Consider the following 16,092-nt stretch of genomic DNA (forward strand, 5'->3'; position numbering starts at 1 on the left):
GAAGTTATAAATTGGCTATTGTAAAATCAAAGCTTTTAAAACAACTCTCTCAAAACTACCCAAATTTCTTAAAAAAAGATTTAGAGAAATTTACTAATATAATTTTAAATGAAATAAAAAGATCACTTCGTAGAGGAGATGGAGTTGAATTAAGAAATTTTGGAACATTTAGAGTTAAGACTCAAAAAGCTTCCATTAGAAGAAATCCAAAAACTGGGGAAAAAGTTGCAGTTCCTGAAAAGAAAGTAATATCATGGAAAATGAGCAAGGAAATGTTTAAAAAGATCAATAATGAAGAATAAAATTATATTCGTTGCATGTGATACTTCAAATTTAGATCAAATAAAGAAAATTCTTAAAAATATTAATTCAAAAAAGTTAAAAATTATTCCAAAATTTGGATTACAGTTTTTTTACTCAAAAAATGGTAGAAAATTTTTAGAAAAATACAAATCAGATTTTTGGTTGGATTTAAAAATAAATGATATTCCACAAACAGCTCTTTCTGCAGTTGATAGTTTGAAAGATTTAAAAAAATGTAAATACATTACTGTGCATGCAAATGGTGGATTTAATATGCTTAAAGCTATCAAAGAAAAAACTAAACAAATTAATAAAAATTTAAAAGTACTCGGAGTTACTGTGTTGACTAGTCTTAACAATAAATTGTTAAAAGAAATTGGTCATACTAAAACAGTTGACCAACTAGTTTTAAAACAAGCTGGTATTGTTAAAAAATCAGGATGTGATGGGATAGTTTGTTCTGCAAAAGAAGCAAAAATGATTAAAAAAAAATACAAAAATTTATTAGTCATCACACCTGGTATAAGATTGCCAGGTGACAATACAAATGATCAAGCTAGAGTAATGACACCAAGAGATGCTTTCAAAAATAAAGTTTCGGGAGTGGTAATTGGAAGATCCCTTACAAAAGGTAATATTAAGAATAATATTAAAAAATTAATTAATCATTTATACTGATGATTAAGGGTTGTAAAATTTGTGGGATTTCTGATCCTGATACTTTAAATTTTTTAATTAATCACCCTCACCCACCGACATTTATAGGATTTATTTGCAACTATCCAAAAAGTTCTAGATATGTTGAATATGAAAATTTAAAAAAACTTTTAATGAATAATCCAAAACAAAGTTACTATGTTGCTGTTCTGGTAAAACCAAATATAAATATTTTAGAGAAAATTAAAAACTTACCTTTTGATTACTATCAACTATATGATTGCACACCAGAGGAAATAAAAGAGATAAAAGAAAAATATCAAAAGAAAATTATTACAGCTTTCACAATAAAATCGAAGTCTGATTTAAGTAATTATAAATTATATTCTGATTATACTGATATTTATTTATTTGATAGTAAGGGCTACGAGAAAAGTCAGTCTTTTGATCATGACTTGATTAAAAATATCAAGTTAAATAAGGAATTAATGATTGCTGGAAATATTCAATATAATGAAGAGCTTAAAAATTTCAAAAATTTGGCAAATTTTATAGATTTATCTGGTGGTGTAGAAACATCTGGATTAAAAGACCTATCCAAAATAGAATTTTTTTTAAATAAAGTTAATGAAATTAAAAATGAAGCTTAAAAAGGGTGTCCCATTAATTGATCAACACGATCAACAAGGTTTTTGGGGAGGAAAATTTGGAGGTAGTTTTATACCTGAAACTTTAAAAAAACCAGTAGAGGATTTAACAAAAGAATTTAAGAAACTTAGAAACAATAAAGCCTTTTTAAAAAAAAGAGATTATTATTTTAAAAATTATATTGGATCTCCAACCTCTTTTGTGAAATTAGAAAATTTGTCTAATCATTTAGGTGGGGCTCAAATTTGGGCGAAAGTAGTTTCTGAAGCAAATGGAGGTGCGCATAAAATCTATAATGCCACTGTTCATGCACTAATTTGTAAAGCTATGGGTAAAAAATATATCGTTGGCGATACTGGTGCTGGATATGCAGGAAAAATGTTAAGTATGGCAGCTAAAAAATTTGGACTTAAATGTAAAATTTTTATGGGTGCTAAAGACATTAAAAGACAAAAACCAAATTGTGACGCTATGAGAAAAAACGGTGCAGAAATAGTACCAGTTTATTCTGGAAGTCAAACTTTAGTTGATGCAGTGAGTGAATGTATGCGATATTGGGTATCTAATTGTGATAATACACACATGTGCGTTGGTAGTACTGTTGGACCAAATATCTTTGTAAAAATATGTGGTTGGTCAACTGCACAAATTTCTAGAGAATTAAAAACGCAACTTAAAGAAGAATTTAAAGAAATTCCAAATAAAATTAAGTTAATTAATTGTGTTGGAGGCGGTAGTTCTGCATATGGATTTTGGAGTGAGTTTATTGATTTTGATAAAAAACAAATAGAATTAATTGGTGTAGAAGCTGGAGGTCCTAAAAAATCTAAACTTCATGCGGCACCACTAAGTAGAAATGCAAAAGTTGGTATTTTGCACGGAGCAGCTTCTTATGTTTGCCAAAATAATGAAGGACAAATTAATGATACAGAATCTATAAGTGCTGGTTTAGATTATCCTGGAGTTAGTCCTATTCATTGTTTTTTAAAAGATACTAAAAGAGCACGATATACTTATGCAACAGATGAGGATGCACTTAATGCCCATGTCATGGTTACAAAGTTCGAAAAACTTAATCCAAGTTTAGAACCAAGTCATGCTTTTGCTGAAGCAATAAAAATTGCTCCAAAATTAAGCAAAGATACAATTTTAATTGTTAACTCTTGTGGTGATGCAAAAAAAGATAGAGATATTTTAAGAGAAAGATTGGGAAAACACTAATGAGCTCTTTACTTAAAAAAGCTTTTTTAAATGCAAAAAAAGAAAACAGACCTGCCTTACTGACTTACACGGTTGCAGGTGATAATACTAAAAAAAAATCTTTAGAAATTCTTAAGTCTATTTCGCACTATGCTGATATTTGTGAATTGGGCTTTCCTCACAACACACCCATAGCTGATGGAGGTCAAATCCAGACTAGTGCCTATAGAGCAATTAAAAATGGTATCAAAATTAACGATGTATTTTCAATTGCAAAAAATTTTAAAAAATCAAAAAAAAATACTCCCATTATACTAATGGGTTATTACAATATGATATTTCAGTACAATGAAAATAAATTTTTAGATAAATGCAAAAAATCAAAAGTAGATGGACTAATTGTTGTAGATTTGCCTTATCCTGAAAACAAAAGTTTTGCATCAAGATGTAAAAAGAATGGAGTAAACTTTATACAGCTGGTCTCACCTACTACTTCTCAAATTAGATTAAAAAAAATAATAAAGGACTCGCATGATATGGTTTACTATATTAGTATGTTGTCAACTACAGGGGGTAAACTAAAAGTTTCCTCAAAAAAAATCTTGGAGAGATACAACAAAATTAAAAATCAAAATAAATCAAAAAATGTGGTGATTGGCTTTGGTATTACAGAAAAGACGATAAAATCTCTTAAAAAGGCTGATGGTCTAGTAGTTGGTAGTGCGATATGTAAGGAAATATCTAAATCAATTGAAAGAAGACAAAATACTGTCACAAATGTTACTAATATTGTTAAAAGATTAAGAAATAAAATTCAATGAACTGGATAACCAAAATTATTAAAGCAGGTGAAAAGATAAAAACTGCTATACGTGAAAGAGCTACTAAAGAAGATATTGCAAAAAGTGAATGGACAAGTTGTTGTCGTGGACCAATTCTAAAGAAAGATTTAGAAGCAAACCTTTGGGTATGTCCAGATTGTAATAAACATCATAGAATTAAACCAAAGCAAAGATTTGATATTTTGTTTGGAAAAAACAACTATGAAGTTTTTAAAACACCAATTCCAAAAGATGATCCTTTAAATTGGACAGACTCTAAATCATACAAAGATAGATTAAAAAGTGCTCGTAAGAAAACTGGATTAGATTGTGGAATGATGGTTGCATCTGGGACAATCAATAATATTAAAATAACAGCTGTTGCATCTGATTTTGACTTTTTAGGAGCTTCAATGGCTGCTGCAGAAGGTGAAGCATTTTTATATGGAATTCAACATGCAATAGAAAATCAAACACCATTTATATGTATAAGCGCTGGTGGAGGAATGAGAATGATGGAAAGTTTAATTTCATTGTCTCAAATGACAAGAACTACACTTGCAATTAATGAATTAAAGAAAAATGGTTTACCCTACTTAGTTTGTATTACAGATCCAACTGCAGGAGGAATAACTGCTTCCTATGCAATGTTAGGAGATATTCATATTGCAGAGCCAGGGGCTTTAATTGCATTTGCAGGTGCAAGAGTTATTCAAGGAACAGTAAAAGAAGAGCTACCATCTGGATTTCAAAAAAGTGAGTACGTCGAGAAAACTGGTTTTGTCGATTTAATCGTAGAGAGAAAAGATCTAGCATCTAAAATAGGAACTTTATTATCAATATTGTTAAAACAAAATTCTGCTATAAGTTCTGAGCAAAATGAAACTTCAGAAGATACTCAGCAATTTTCAAAAGTTGCATCCTAAAGAAATCGATCTCTCACTCGATAGAATTAAAAATCTTTGTAATAAATTAGGAAATCCTCAAGATAAAATTAAAGCTATATCAATTGTTGGAACAAACGCAAAAAACTCTACAATTTCTGGAATATATTCTATTTTAAAAGAGGCTGGATTTATGTGTAATGTTTATACAAGCCCTCATATACAAAAAATCAATGAACGTTTTGTATATAATAATCAGCAATTAAATGACGATGAATTAGCAGATCTATTTGAAGAAGTTCAGAAGATTAATAATAACGAACCAATTACTTTTTTTGAAATATTAACAGCTTGTTATTTTTATAAAGCTGCCCAATATCCTAACAACATAAACCTTATAGAATCTGGTTTATTTTATAGGCTAGATTCAAGTAACGTATTAAAATCAAATTTAGCAAGTGTTGTTACAGCTATAAGTGAAGATCATCTTGATTGGCTACCAGAAAATGATCGTACAATAGAGAGAATTGTATTTGAAAAAACTTCATCTCTCTTAAATTCAAACATTATTATTGCTAAGCAAAAAGATAAAGAAACTATGGAATGTATAAAAAAAACTATCTCTGAAAATGAATCTAATAAGTATTTCTTTAATGAAGATTTTAGTTTCACAAATGAAGAAAATGGTAATTGGTATTACGAGGATAAATTTGGTGGATTGAAACTACCAATACCTAACATTTTAGGTCAGTTTCAATTGGAAAATATTTCTACAGCAATTGCTACACTAAGAATATTGGACATTGGAATAAAAGATGATCATATCAAAAATGGTATTACTAAAATAGAAAGTATTGCAAGACTTCAAGAAATCAAATCTGGAAAATTAAAAAATTTAGTTAAAAATAATAAACTTATTGTAGATGGTTCACACAATGAACATGGTGCACAAGTACTTAATGAATATCTTCAAACTTTAAACTGCAACAAACATATCATTCTTGGAATGATGGCAAATAAAGAACATGAAAAATACATCAGTTATTTTAAAGATATATCTTCAATTACAACAATTGATATTCCAAATCAAAATTCAATTAGTGGAAAAGAATTAAAAAATAAATTCAAAAACCATCCTAATGTTCAATACAAACCAAGTATCGAAGAAGCTATCAAATCGATATCATTAAAAGAAAACGATATTTTATTAATAACTGGTTCTTTATATCTTGCAGGCGAAGTACTTAACTTGAATTAAATATTCTCGTCTAGAAATTGTTTCATGTGGCTTTCTGGCACTCCTCCTACTTTACGAGAAACCTCAACCCCTTTTTTATAAATGATAACAGTAGGTACGCCACGAATTCCTGCTGCAGATCCTGTGTTGATGGCACCATCCTCAATGTCACCGTAATAAAAAGAAGCTTTATCTTTATATTCATCAGACAATTTATCCATTACAGGCTTCAAAGCCTTACATGGCCCGCACCACGCTGCCGAAAATTGTATTACAGAAACCTCTTCTTGTTTAACTTTACTTTCAAAATCCTCGTCTTTAAAATCTACTAGCATGTTCTTTCCTTATTTATAATTATTGGAATTGTGTTGATTTAATATTTATTAATTGCAGCTTTGTTTTTCAACTATAAACTTTATCTTTTTATATTAAATTTATAATAATTTACTAAGTCTTGAAGACCTTTTTTCACTTAATACTCTTCTGACGAGTTTTCTATTACAAGGAATACTAATGCTTTGGTTACTTTGTCGGCTATAGAAGATTTTGATTCTTTCTTATTTTCAGCATTGTCGAAAATTTCTAGAATTTTTTTTTCCTTTTTTTCAACGTTTTCTTTTCCGAGTGCATTGTTATTATTCAATGACATAGTTTTTTTAATCTCTTCTAATTTAGACTTAGTTGGTACTTTATAAATAGTAGGGACTGTACCACCTGAACCCTCTCTCTTCTTTTTTGAAATTTTAATTTTATGAGTATAAGCAAATCTTGGTAGGTTATCTTTTCTAACTGAAATATTTTTTTTGACTAAAAACTCAAAAAATTCATCTGTATCTAAGTAGTCTTTAGGTGCTTTTGCTAATACTTTTAAATCAAATGGATTAGTATCTTTCATTATTGCTCAATTAAAAAATCATCATCCTCAATATCAAGTATGTCTTCTGAAAGACCTGCATTTGATACCAAAGAAGTAATTACGCCGTTAATATTTTTCTTACTGTCGTCTAAATTTTTCTTTCTATTTTTAATTTGGTTTTCAAAGGATCTTTCGTCTTTATCTATTTGTTCACCATCTTTTTTTATTCCATTTAATATTTTTCTAGTTTGAATTCTAAATTCATTGCTATTTAGATATTTTAATAAATCTTTTAATTTAGGTGAAATTTGATCCTCACTTTTATCATTTGCTTTCCTCTCTGACTGAATAAGTTTTCTAGTTGTAGAAACTAGTTGTCTTAAAATAGGATACTCTGAACAAATTATAACTCTTCCTCCTTCTCGTTCTTCTACAAAACCTTTTGATTTTTTTGGCATCACTTTTGTAAAAATAAATCCAACAGTTGCATCTACTTTTGACATGTCGTTTAATAATTTAGCCACCCATTTTTCATCAAAATTTAAAACATCTTTAGACTCGTGGAGAATATTTCCTACTGCCTCACCTTTGATCATTACAGTTTGAATGACATCAGCGCCTCTTTGTCCTTTTTTAACTTCTTTAAAAGTATCCATAGGAAATTCATCACTAAGATAATCTTCTAAAAGTTCTTCTCTAACCTCACCTTTTCTCTCTACAGGTGCTTGGCTTGCAGCACGAGCAGCCTCCTCCGCTTTTTTACGCATTCGGTCCATATCAATCTGATAAGCCTTTTTCATTTCAGCTTTTTCAGCTTCCATTTTTAATCTTTCCTTTTCCTGTTCTTGTTTAGCTTTAGCTTCTAGTTCGTGTCTTTGCTTTTTGTAATATTCGTTTGCTTGTTTTTTAACTTTTTCTACTACAGCAGCTGCTTGCTTAGCGGCTTCTGCTTTTTGTTTTTTCTCAGCATCTATCTTTATTTTTTCTAATTGTTTTTCGTGAGCTTCTTGTTCTTTTGCTAATTTTTGATTGAATTTTTCCTCAACTAATTTTTGTCTCTCTTTAGATTTTTGCTCTTCTTCTTTTTGAAGTTTTTTTCTAAATTCTTCAGCCTCATGTTTAAAACTTTCCTCTATTGGAAAAACTTTATTACAATGTGGACATTTTATTTGTTGTTTCATTATATAATTATTCGTTCTAATTTTACCCGTAATTTAATTTATTTTATACCTTAACAATTTCTGATAATTATTAATAATTTTAAACTCCTCATATGAATTAGGTGCTGATTCTAATAGTTTAGGATTGAATAAAATTATACTTGCACATTGAGCTCTAGAAATTGCAACATTCAATCTATTTTTACTAAAAAAGAAAGATTTATCTCTTGGTAAACTCTCAATATTAGAACTAGTCATACTAATAATTGTTATTGGTGCTTCTTGTCCTTGAAACCGATCAATTGTACCACAGCGAGTTCCCTTTGGTAATCTAGCCAATAAAAAATTTACTTGAGCGTTGTAGGGACTTACTATTAAAAAATCCTCAATTTGTAAGGGTCTATCTTTTCCATCACTATCTGTAAATTTTTTTCCAATTAATTTTTTTATTATCTGATCAATTTTTTTAAATTCTTCTTCATTAGTTTGGGTACAATCTTCGTGATCCATTAATACACTGTGAATTCCCTCCTTATTGACTAAAAAATTATTTGGATAATCTATTTCTCTATTTTGATTTTTTGGATTAGTTAAAAGCTTATTTTCATAAAAATTCTCAGATACATAAGTATTAATTTCAGGATGCATTCTAAAAGTTCTATTTAAGAAAATGCCTCTATTATCTTGAACAGTATCTTTACCTTCTAACAGATAATCTAATACTGAATTACTTGATAAGCCTGGATGACTTCCCTGGTTAGGTTGTTTTAGTTGTTGCTGGTCTCCAACTAAAATAATATTTTTTGCAACACCGCCTAAAGCAATTAAGTCTGCTATCGAAATTTGCCCTGCTTCATCAATAAACAAATAATCTATTTTGTTTCTATAGTACCACTGTGATAGATGATATTTAGTACCAGCATAAAGTAGAAAATTTCTTTCTTTTAACCCATCTATGTAGTGCTTTTCATTTTTATCGGTTTTTATCAATTTACCATTGTAAAATGTATCTTCGTTATCAGGATTTCCCATTTTTAATCCCTTAAACAATACATCTTGTTTTGTAGCTAGTTTTTCTACTCTTTCTAATAAATTATGAATTACTTTGTGGGAATTAGCTGTGACTGCAATTCTCTTTTTTTGTTTTATTAATTCAACAATTGCATTAGCGCTCTGAAAAGTTTTACCAGTGCCAGGTGGTCCTTGTAAAAAAAGGTAGCTAGAATTCAATCTTGAAATTACATCAGGAATTTCTTGATCAAAATTTTCTGAGTTAATAATTTTATCACCTTGATTAATGCCTTTAATGTTTGGAATATCTCGATTAAGGAAACTTTTTAAAGCTTCATAGCCTTTTTTGTTCTCTAAAAGATTGTCACAAAATGCATAAATATTTTTATTCAAATTATCAAAACGTGATTGCTCCATTACCTTTTCACCAATAGACAAAGTTCTAGGTAATTGTTTTTGTTCTTTTGAAATTCCCTTTCTTAAAACCAACGTTCTATTAATTTGATCTAATTCTTGAATTGTTCCAGCATAATCTGCCCTATCGGGATCGGTATTATTAGCTATTATTACACTTCTTCCTTTTTTTAATTTGTATTCTTGTTCTGGGAATATGTATTTATAAACAAAAGATCTTTTATCTTGAAATTGAGATGCCAATTTCATGTTTCCAATACATTCCCTATCATCAATCAATTCCTCATTAGATAAATCTTTTCTATCAAAAAATTGTCTCCACTGAGGTTTTTGCTCTCTATTATAAAAACCAATAACATCAGAAAGTAACTTTAACATTGGCTTATTTGAAAACTTAGAAGAGCTAATCTTTTTTTGATACTCTAGGAGATTTTCTTCAAATGATCTTAACTCCATTTGATCTTTTTCTGGAACAAACCATTTTGTACCCTCAGGTTTTATTTTTAAAAGCCAATTTCTTAATTTAAAAGTACTTATGCAATCTTGTTTATTATATTCTTCAATCTCGTCTAAAAGCTTTTTATCTTTAGTCTCAATCCACTGAATATAGTACTCTTCGGATATATCTCCTTTTTTAATATCGCCTGTTCTTTTAAAATCATAATATTTTTCAATTTGTTTAATCGAGTAACTATTTTCAGAAACATGAATAGCTTGCTTAACTACTCTAAACAAATCAACAAATCTTCCAAGATTTAAATAATGATCATAATCTACACCATGAATTTTATGAAGTGATGTTAATCTCTCAAGTACTTTTATTTCATAAGAAGCATAATGATAAATTTTTGCTTGTGGATATTTTTTAAAATGTTTTTTTATGAATGAAAAAAAATCTATAACACTTTGTTTTTCATGTTCCTTATCATGTGCCCAAAAAGGTTTGAATATTTTTTCACCATCTTCCTCATAATAAATACCAAATAAATATTCTAACTTTCCTGGAACGACATAATCTTGGACCCCTTCGATATCAAAAAACAAATCACACGTTGATGGTTTTGGAAGTAAGTTAAATCCTTTGTTGAGTATCAAATTTTCTTCATTAATTTTAAATATAGGATAACCCTGTTGTTCACCTTCTATTTGTAATTTGGCTTGATTAATCCTTTTAAGTTTTACCTCATCTCTTAAACCTTCAACTTTAGTTTTAGGGTTGAGCTTAGCAAGTTCGTCATATTTATGAATACCCGCCTTATTAAATAACTTTATATTTTTTTTATTGTTTCCCAAAACCTGATTTAAATGTCTCCTAGATATCCATTCATTTTCACAAATTTCTTTCCAATCACAAAAAGTGCAATAACCACATTTCTCAGGAGTTGTTTTGTTTATTTCTTTTTTTACAAATGTTTCGTAAGATTTTTTATGGAGTAAAAAAGTATCATAAACTTCTTTCAACTTTATAGTTTCTCTATTTTGATCCTTTAACAAAATATAAAAGTTCTCAGGCAATACCCCTTGAATATCTTGTAGTAAAAATGAGTATAAGCATACTTGATAAATGTGATCCCCTTTTACATTTGAGGAATTTTTTGCATCAATAATTTCATAGCTCCAATCACCTAGATTTGATTTAGTTTTCTGATTGATTTCTAAAAAGTCTAATTCTCCACTCCAATCACCAGATTTTAACCAACCACCATAAATCAATTCGTAGCCACTCTTTAAAGCTTTAATTGTCTCTTCAATTTTTTCTTCTTTAGATAAATCTTTTAATTTTTTGATATTTTTAACTTTGCTATATTTTTTACTTAATTCTTTAAAATAATTTGCCTCGTGCAATAATCCTTTTTCTAATCTTAAATTATCGGCAAAGGTCCTTGGCAGCCTCTTAAGCTTTAATTTTTGTTCATTAAATTCATTAGTAATTGTATGCTTACAATTAATATACCTCGTAAGCATAGTTGCAGAATAGAAATTTTTATTTTTCATTTTTGGATCTTGTAAAAACACCTCAATATAGTTTAATGAAGTGTATCATTTTCATGATCTTCTTTTTTTTCTCCTGTTAGTTTCCGTTCTGATGGCGTCTCATCCCATTCTTTAAATTCATGAACCCAACTTTTATGGTTAGCTAAAATTTCTTTTGTAGTTGTATCTAGATAATGTTTATACAGTGGATAACTAAACTGAAAAATCATTCGCTGTAACAGACGAAATAAAAAAAAGTAAGCACAATAACCCATATCTAAAAAACTTTTTCTAGACGCTTTAAAATAAGTTTCTACTAACTCTTTTGCTAGATTATCCATTTTTCTTATTTCAGCTTGTTCCGTTTGTATTTTATTTTTTTCTTCAGATTTATTGATGAAATCTACTATTTCTGCTGATTTTTTTTTCTTAGGTTTTTTGTTCTTTTCTTTATCTGTTTTTTTTTTCAATTATGCCTCCAAATAAATTTGTTCTAAATTATCTACGTACTCTTTGATGCCATCTAAAAATTTTAGTTTTTCGTCTACAGTTTTAAAAGCAAACATCTTGTCATCGTTCTCATAGATATTTCTCCAATCTTCATGGAAATCTTCAATCGTGGTCCACTTTTCATTATTCGTACTAAGAATTCTCTCAGCTATTCCACGTTTAATTTTTTTATGTAATTCTTTAGGCAATACTTCTGGTGCTTCATTATAAATCAATTTATGACCAAAGCCGACTAGCCTTTCATCTTTAAACTTAGAAAGTACTGATAACTTATCTTTCCAGTTTGCTTTATGAAACTCATCAAACAAAAATGCATCTTTATTCATTTTATCAAAACCACCTGAATATAAAGTTTCCTCTGGTGCTGGGTCTACTTGTGTAGCTGTTTCCATTCTCTCTTCAGCATTTTCTTTAAGAATACTTAGAATATCTTTTGAAAACTTCTCATTTGTCTTCATTAACTCTGCTCTCTTCATCAATATATTTGGATCTATTGATGTGTATGGATCTACTTTCATAGAATAATTTTGATCTAAAATAATTGGTGCTTTATTTGATCTTATGGTTCTTAGAAATTTAGGAGACTTCCGCATTTCTCTTTTTAAATCTCCATAATTTAACTGCTGGATCAGTTCTATATCGACCCTTAAATCTACCGCCTGAAACCAGCCTTTATAAACTGGGTGTTCGCATGCATTTGGATGTAATGGCGCTGTACAAAATAACTTATGTTTTCCATAAAAAGATTCTTGGATTGTGAAAATCTTTTCTTGTTTAATAAGATTTTCAATAATGATCTTGCTGCTAGTTTTAAAATATTCAGGCCATAAGTAGGGTTGTTTTTCTTTAATTAAATCCAAAACCTTAACTGTCATGATGGTATCTGCTAATGCACTATGAGCATCAATTGACTCAATGCCATTTAATCGAGAAAGGCTTTCTAACTTCATACTCTTGTTACCTTTGTCGTTAAGTTCAGTTTGTAAAATATCATCATCAATTGCAAAAGCAGCTCTAACTATATTTAAAGCATCATGACGAACATTCCCCTCAGTATTTGTTAAGTATGGTTTTCTTAAAGATTTAAAAAACTCTTTCCTGATGACTTCATCGTCAAAATTTATACTTGAATAGCCCAAGAATGTTAAAGAACCATGTTTCTTAGCCCAACCTCTAAAGGTTTGCTCAAGCAACCCTATCATTTGGTAGTGAGAATAATTGCCCTTAGTTAGTAAATCGACATTAGACTTATTAATACAAAGTGCAGTTGCAGTAGGTACACGATCTTTTGGCAATCGACATCTTGCTTCAAATTGATCAATTTTTTTAAAATTATTATCTAATAATACCGCTCCAACTTCCAACATTGTTGCCCAGTCAGTCTGAGCACTATCTGTTTCACAATCCCATACCACGTAATGCATAAATTATCCTACCTTCTTGTTATCTAGATCTGATTTGTCATCTAGATCTAAGTTTTGTATTTTGTTTGATGATTTTGTAATTTTACTGACTGAGGTTTTTATTTCTTCAATTGTTTCAGAATTTTTTCCATGTCTAGTCTCCAATTCTTTAAATCTTGTATTAAAGGTATTAATTACTTGAGCTAGTACTGATACTTCTTTTTGTATAACATTAGTTTGTTCGTACATTTCTCTGTTTTGGATCAGCATCCTATAAGTTCTCAAAAAAGCCCACATTGTGTTTGGACTAGTGATGATCACATTCTTTTGTCTTGCCTCTTTAATAAAATCTTCAGAAATTTCACATATTTCTCTAAAAACACCTTCAGATGCTACAAACATTAAAGCTAAGGGTGCCGTTTCTCCAGTAACAATATATTTTTCAGAGATTGCTTTGATGTGATTATTTACATCTTTTTCAAATTCTTTGAACAAAGTTTTCTTGGTAGTCTCATCATTTTCTTGTTTGTATTTTTCATAGTTATTCCAAACGAATTTAGAGTCGATTGGAATAGTTTCATTTTCATTTGCTGAATCAAATTTAAGTAAACAATCAACTATCTTGCCGTTTGTTAATTTGTGTTGAAATGTATAATGTTTTTCTAAAAGGCCATCTTTGACTATGCTTTCTAAATATTCCTCTCCTAATCTTCCTCTTCTAGTTTTGTCGCTAAATAAGTTTTCAAAATCTGTTAATTTTTCATTTAAGATTTTGATATTTTCTTGAGCATTCTCAATAATTCCTAGTCTTTCTTGAATATCTGCAAGGTTTACCTGACTGGCATCATTAGATTGGTCTTTTTTGCCAATTTTTTGATAAATTAAAAATATTCCAATGATTACAATTAGTAATCCTCCAAAAGCTATGTATTCCAACACTTTTTCTCCTTCATTAATTTTCGAAGTCTAGTTTAAATGCAAGTTTAGAAAGGATTAACAGAAAGAATAACTCCGCATCTAAACTAGTAGCTTCGTTTTAAATTTAATACTGTTGTTTATATGAGATGAAAGCGAGAACTAAACAATCTGCATCTAAACAAGTAGCGTTAAATTTAGTATCTACATTATAATTTAAGGAAAATTAAAAGTCAATTAAAAAATTAGTCGTTTAATTTCATATAATAATACATTTCAACACGTTCTAAAAATTTATTTTGATAATCTTTTAATTTTTCAGAATCAATAATAAATCTTTGAAACATCAAATCTTTAGTACAAAGTAAAATTACTCCTTGATTAATATTTGTTCCATAAACAAAGTTATGTGCAAGTGAATACGCACCTAGCTGTAAATAATAATCATGGTTCCATTCATCTTTTCTTGGCTTACTGGAATTTTTGAAATCAACCACAGTTTCTTTACCATCTAATATGCATAAAAGGTCAGTGGCCCCAGCGTATTTTTTTGGATAATATAAAGTCGACTCTACACCCCACACCTCACTTACATGATTTCTTAAACCATTTTCAATTATTTGGTCTGCCATCTGTCTTTCAATAGAATTATCACCTAATAAATCTAAATTTAATTTTCCTAATAAAAATTTTTCCAAGTATTCATGCATAATCGAACCACGATTAAGTGCTTGGCGTGAAATTTGGTCTGCTTCCTTTGCCCCAACTTTTTGTCTCCACCTTTCTAAGCTTGCCTTTTGTTCCTCAGATTTTGTAGCATTAAGAATTGTTGTTACACTTGGTAGTTTCTCACTATTGATGTCATAAAGTCTTTGCCCGTTATAATACGCTCTAATTGACTTTGGATAATTAAACTTAGTATTTAACTTCATAGTTATTGATCAAAAGATACTATAAGCATTTTTACTAATAATACTTATACTTTTTTTCAATTCTCCATTGTTGTGATGAACCTAATTTATTTTGATTAATTGGCTTATTAGGGTCTACCCAATAAATATATCTCCGTTCTTTCTCGAATGTCTCACGGTTATATCTAAGTCGTTCTTGTTCTTTTCTTTCTTTTTCTCTTTTGATCTTTAATGCTTGTTCCTTTTCTTTTCGTTCACTAATTTGTTTTTCTAAAGATTGATCAAGTTCTTCCCTACTCATCCTTGATTGAGGAGGTATATAAGAATTCACAGGTGTTATTACTTTTTCTTCTTTAATATACTTTTTAGGCAGTTTTCTATTGATCATTGAGTAATAAATCTCAGGCTTATTTGCTAACAAATAATCTTTATTTTCTCTTAGAAATTTATCAGTCTCCTTTTTAATTAACCGCATATAATAATGATGATTTGGGTTCGTTTTTCCAAGATTAGATTTCCTCCATTTACAGGTATAATTAGTAAAATGATCTCTTTTATTTCTCCAGCTCATCTTGCCTCCTGCATCATCTTTAAAATATCTAACAATCGGTAATATTTATTCATCAGCTTATCCTCGATGGTATTAAGCTTTAAAATAGCACTTCCATATTTACTATCTCTGCAGAAAGCTAAACCCTTTAAATTGATAGATTTATCTGAAGACTGAACCAATTCCTCCTCCTCTTTGAACTCAATCTTTTCAGCTATTTTATTTTTATATTCATCTGCCTCGTGATGGAGAATCTCCTGGTTGTAAATACCAGCCTCAATTCCCCCTATTCTTCGAAGTCTAAAACCTACATCAATGATCTTGAATACTACTTGTTCTTCTAAAATCCCCTCAGGTTTTAAAGCATCAATCATCCGATCTCGGTATTTTTCAAACTCCTTTAAATTTTCACCAATCACTAATTGCTTAGCGGTCAGTCCATGTTTCAATGAGTTTTTAGATGAATTAAGCTTACCAAGTTTAGACGTTGGTCCCCTTGATAGTAATGCATTTTTTCTATTAGCATTAATCTGTTTAATTGTTGCCATAAGGCCTCCTTTAAGTAATTTGTAGAATTATTCCTACAAAAGTTGATTTATTGATTTTAAAGGCTCACCTAAAAGGCTTTATTTAAGGCC

Annotated in this window: 17 protein-coding genes; 7 read left to right on the top strand and 10 right to left on the bottom strand. The window is 29.3% G+C overall.

All coding sequences use genetic code 11. The annotated features are described in order from the left end of the window. The first annotated feature begins 11 nt into the window (after positions 1-11). The 7 genes from ACTTA5_RS00940 to ACTTA5_RS00970 are packed head-to-tail and all read left to right on the top strand — an operon-like array spanning position 12 to position 5,771. Positions 12-302 carry an HU family DNA-binding protein gene (locus ACTTA5_RS00940; RefSeq protein ID WP_440647204.1) on the top strand — a complete coding sequence of 97 codons (291 nt, stop codon included), beginning with the start codon at positions 12-14 and terminating at the stop codon, positions 300-302. Further along, positions 292-981 (top strand): orotidine-5'-phosphate decarboxylase, encoded by a 690-nt coding sequence (gene pyrF, locus ACTTA5_RS00945; RefSeq protein WP_440647206.1) that lies wholly within the window; start codon positions 292-294, stop codon positions 979-981. Before ACTTA5_RS00940 ends, pyrF begins: the two co-directional genes overlap by 11 nt. Beyond that, a complete protein-coding gene (locus ACTTA5_RS00950) occupies positions 981-1,610 on the top strand; it encodes a phosphoribosylanthranilate isomerase (RefSeq protein WP_440647208.1) in 630 nt (209 codons plus the stop codon). Before pyrF ends, ACTTA5_RS00950 begins: the two co-directional genes overlap by 1 nt. Next, positions 1,600-2,829, top strand: a complete 1,230-nt coding sequence (locus ACTTA5_RS00955; protein ID WP_440647210.1) for a tryptophan synthase subunit beta — start codon at positions 1,600-1,602, stop codon at positions 2,827-2,829. Before ACTTA5_RS00950 ends, ACTTA5_RS00955 begins: the two co-directional genes overlap by 11 nt. Continuing rightward, complete coding sequence (trpA, locus tag ACTTA5_RS00960) at positions 2,829-3,629, top strand: tryptophan synthase subunit alpha (RefSeq protein ID WP_440647212.1); 801 nt, start codon at positions 2,829-2,831, stop codon at positions 3,627-3,629. Before ACTTA5_RS00955 ends, trpA begins: the two co-directional genes overlap by 1 nt. Further along, a complete protein-coding gene (locus ACTTA5_RS00965; protein WP_440647214.1) occupies positions 3,626-4,555 on the top strand; it encodes an acetyl-CoA carboxylase carboxyltransferase subunit beta in 930 nt (309 codons plus the stop codon). The genes trpA and ACTTA5_RS00965 overlap by 4 nt, the downstream gene beginning before the upstream one ends. Beyond that, positions 4,509-5,771, top strand: a complete 1,263-nt coding sequence (locus tag ACTTA5_RS00970; protein ID WP_440647216.1) for a bifunctional folylpolyglutamate synthase/dihydrofolate synthase — start codon at positions 4,509-4,511, stop codon at positions 5,769-5,771. The genes ACTTA5_RS00965 and ACTTA5_RS00970 overlap by 47 nt, the downstream gene beginning before the upstream one ends. Here the strand turns inward: ACTTA5_RS00970 and ACTTA5_RS00975 are convergent. The 10 genes from ACTTA5_RS00975 to ACTTA5_RS01020 all read right to left on the bottom strand — a co-directional run bounded on the left by ACTTA5_RS00975 (position 5,768) and on the right by ACTTA5_RS01020 (position 16,002). Then, positions 5,768-6,085 (bottom strand): thioredoxin family protein, encoded by a 318-nt coding sequence (locus ACTTA5_RS00975; RefSeq protein WP_440647219.1) that lies wholly within the window; start codon positions 6,083-6,085, stop codon positions 5,768-5,770. The two genes, ACTTA5_RS00970 and ACTTA5_RS00975, sit on opposite strands and share 4 nt — an antisense overlap. Before the next feature lie 137 nt (positions 6,086-6,222). Continuing rightward, the gene (locus ACTTA5_RS00980; RefSeq protein ID WP_440647221.1) at positions 6,223-6,645 is read right to left on the bottom strand and encodes a hypothetical protein; all 423 of its coding nucleotides are present in this window, start codon (positions 6,643-6,645) and stop codon (positions 6,223-6,225) included. After that, positions 6,645-7,787 carry a DUF2130 domain-containing protein gene (locus ACTTA5_RS00985; RefSeq protein ID WP_440647223.1) on the bottom strand — a complete coding sequence of 381 codons (1,143 nt, stop codon included), beginning with the start codon at positions 7,785-7,787 and terminating at the stop codon, positions 6,645-6,647. Before ACTTA5_RS00985 ends, ACTTA5_RS00980 begins: the two co-directional genes overlap by 1 nt. A 33-nt stretch (positions 7,788-7,820) precedes the next feature. Then, positions 7,821-11,186: a TM0106 family RecB-like putative nuclease gene (locus ACTTA5_RS00990; RefSeq protein WP_440647225.1), complete on the bottom strand. Its 3,366-nt coding sequence runs from the start codon at positions 11,184-11,186 to the stop codon at positions 7,821-7,823. Between the two features lie 32 nt (positions 11,187-11,218). Further along, positions 11,219-11,635, bottom strand: coding sequence for a hypothetical protein (locus ACTTA5_RS00995; protein ID WP_440647227.1), 417 nt, complete (start codon positions 11,633-11,635; stop codon positions 11,219-11,221). Further along, positions 11,636-13,099, bottom strand: a complete 1,464-nt coding sequence (locus ACTTA5_RS01000) for an exonuclease domain-containing protein (RefSeq protein WP_440647228.1) — start codon at positions 13,097-13,099, stop codon at positions 11,636-11,638. A gap of 3 nt (positions 13,100-13,102) precedes the next feature. After that, positions 13,103-14,017: a DNA recombination protein RmuC gene (gene rmuC, locus ACTTA5_RS01005; protein WP_440647229.1), complete on the bottom strand. Its 915-nt coding sequence runs from the start codon at positions 14,015-14,017 to the stop codon at positions 13,103-13,105. Between the two features lie 221 nt (positions 14,018-14,238). Then, a complete protein-coding gene (locus ACTTA5_RS01010; protein WP_440647231.1) occupies positions 14,239-14,925 on the bottom strand; it encodes a hypothetical protein in 687 nt (228 codons plus the stop codon). A gap of 34 nt (positions 14,926-14,959) precedes the next feature. Next, positions 14,960-15,475: a hypothetical protein gene (locus tag ACTTA5_RS01015; RefSeq protein ID WP_440647232.1), complete on the bottom strand. Its 516-nt coding sequence runs from the start codon at positions 15,473-15,475 to the stop codon at positions 14,960-14,962. Further along, positions 15,472-16,002 carry a hypothetical protein gene (locus tag ACTTA5_RS01020; RefSeq protein WP_440647234.1) on the bottom strand — a complete coding sequence of 177 codons (531 nt, stop codon included), beginning with the start codon at positions 16,000-16,002 and terminating at the stop codon, positions 15,472-15,474. The genes ACTTA5_RS01015 and ACTTA5_RS01020 overlap by 4 nt, the downstream gene beginning before the upstream one ends. Between the last annotated feature and the right edge of the window lie 90 nt (positions 16,003-16,092).

The sequence above is a fragment of the Candidatus Pelagibacter sp. HIMB1521 genome, from assembly GCF_052047875.1.
Lineage (GTDB): Bacteria > Pseudomonadota > Alphaproteobacteria > Pelagibacterales > Pelagibacteraceae > Pelagibacter.

What these genes read in the sequence shown, in the direction of transcription:
- pyrF (WP_440647206.1), top strand. Translation starts at nt 292, where the DNA reads ATGAAGAATAAAATTATATTCGTTGCATGTGATACTTCAAATTTAGAT.
- ACTTA5_RS00950 (WP_440647208.1), top strand. Translation starts at nt 981, where the DNA reads ATGATTAAGGGTTGTAAAATTTGTGGGATTTCTGATCCTGATACTTTA.
- ACTTA5_RS00955 (WP_440647210.1), top strand. Translation starts at nt 1,600, where the DNA reads ATGAAGCTTAAAAAGGGTGTCCCATTAATTGATCAACACGATCAACAA.
- trpA (WP_440647212.1), top strand. Translation starts at nt 2,829, where the DNA reads ATGAGCTCTTTACTTAAAAAAGCTTTTTTAAATGCAAAAAAAGAAAAC.
- ACTTA5_RS00965 (WP_440647214.1), top strand. Translation starts at nt 3,626, where the DNA reads ATGAACTGGATAACCAAAATTATTAAAGCAGGTGAAAAGATAAAAACT.
- ACTTA5_RS00970 (WP_440647216.1), top strand. Translation starts at nt 4,509, where the DNA reads ATGAAACTTCAGAAGATACTCAGCAATTTTCAAAAGTTGCATCCTAAA.
- ACTTA5_RS00975 (WP_440647219.1), bottom strand. Translation starts at nt 6,085, where the DNA reads ATGCTAGTAGATTTTAAAGACGAGGATTTTGAAAGTAAAGTTAAACAA.
- ACTTA5_RS00980 (WP_440647221.1), bottom strand. Translation starts at nt 6,645, where the DNA reads ATGAAAGATACTAATCCATTTGATTTAAAAGTATTAGCAAAAGCACCT.
- ACTTA5_RS00985 (WP_440647223.1), bottom strand. Translation starts at nt 7,787, where the DNA reads ATGAAACAACAAATAAAATGTCCACATTGTAATAAAGTTTTTCCAATA.
- ACTTA5_RS00990 (WP_440647225.1), bottom strand. Translation starts at nt 11,186, where the DNA reads ATGAAAAATAAAAATTTCTATTCTGCAACTATGCTTACGAGGTATATT.
- ACTTA5_RS01000 (WP_440647228.1), bottom strand. Translation starts at nt 13,099, where the DNA reads ATGCATTACGTGGTATGGGATTGTGAAACAGATAGTGCTCAGACTGAC.
- ACTTA5_RS01010 (WP_440647231.1), bottom strand. Translation starts at nt 14,925, where the DNA reads ATGAAGTTAAATACTAAGTTTAATTATCCAAAGTCAATTAGAGCGTAT.
- ACTTA5_RS01015 (WP_440647232.1), bottom strand. Translation starts at nt 15,475, where the DNA reads ATGAGCTGGAGAAATAAAAGAGATCATTTTACTAATTATACCTGTAAA.
- ACTTA5_RS01020 (WP_440647234.1), bottom strand. Translation starts at nt 16,002, where the DNA reads ATGGCAACAATTAAACAGATTAATGCTAATAGAAAAAATGCATTACTA.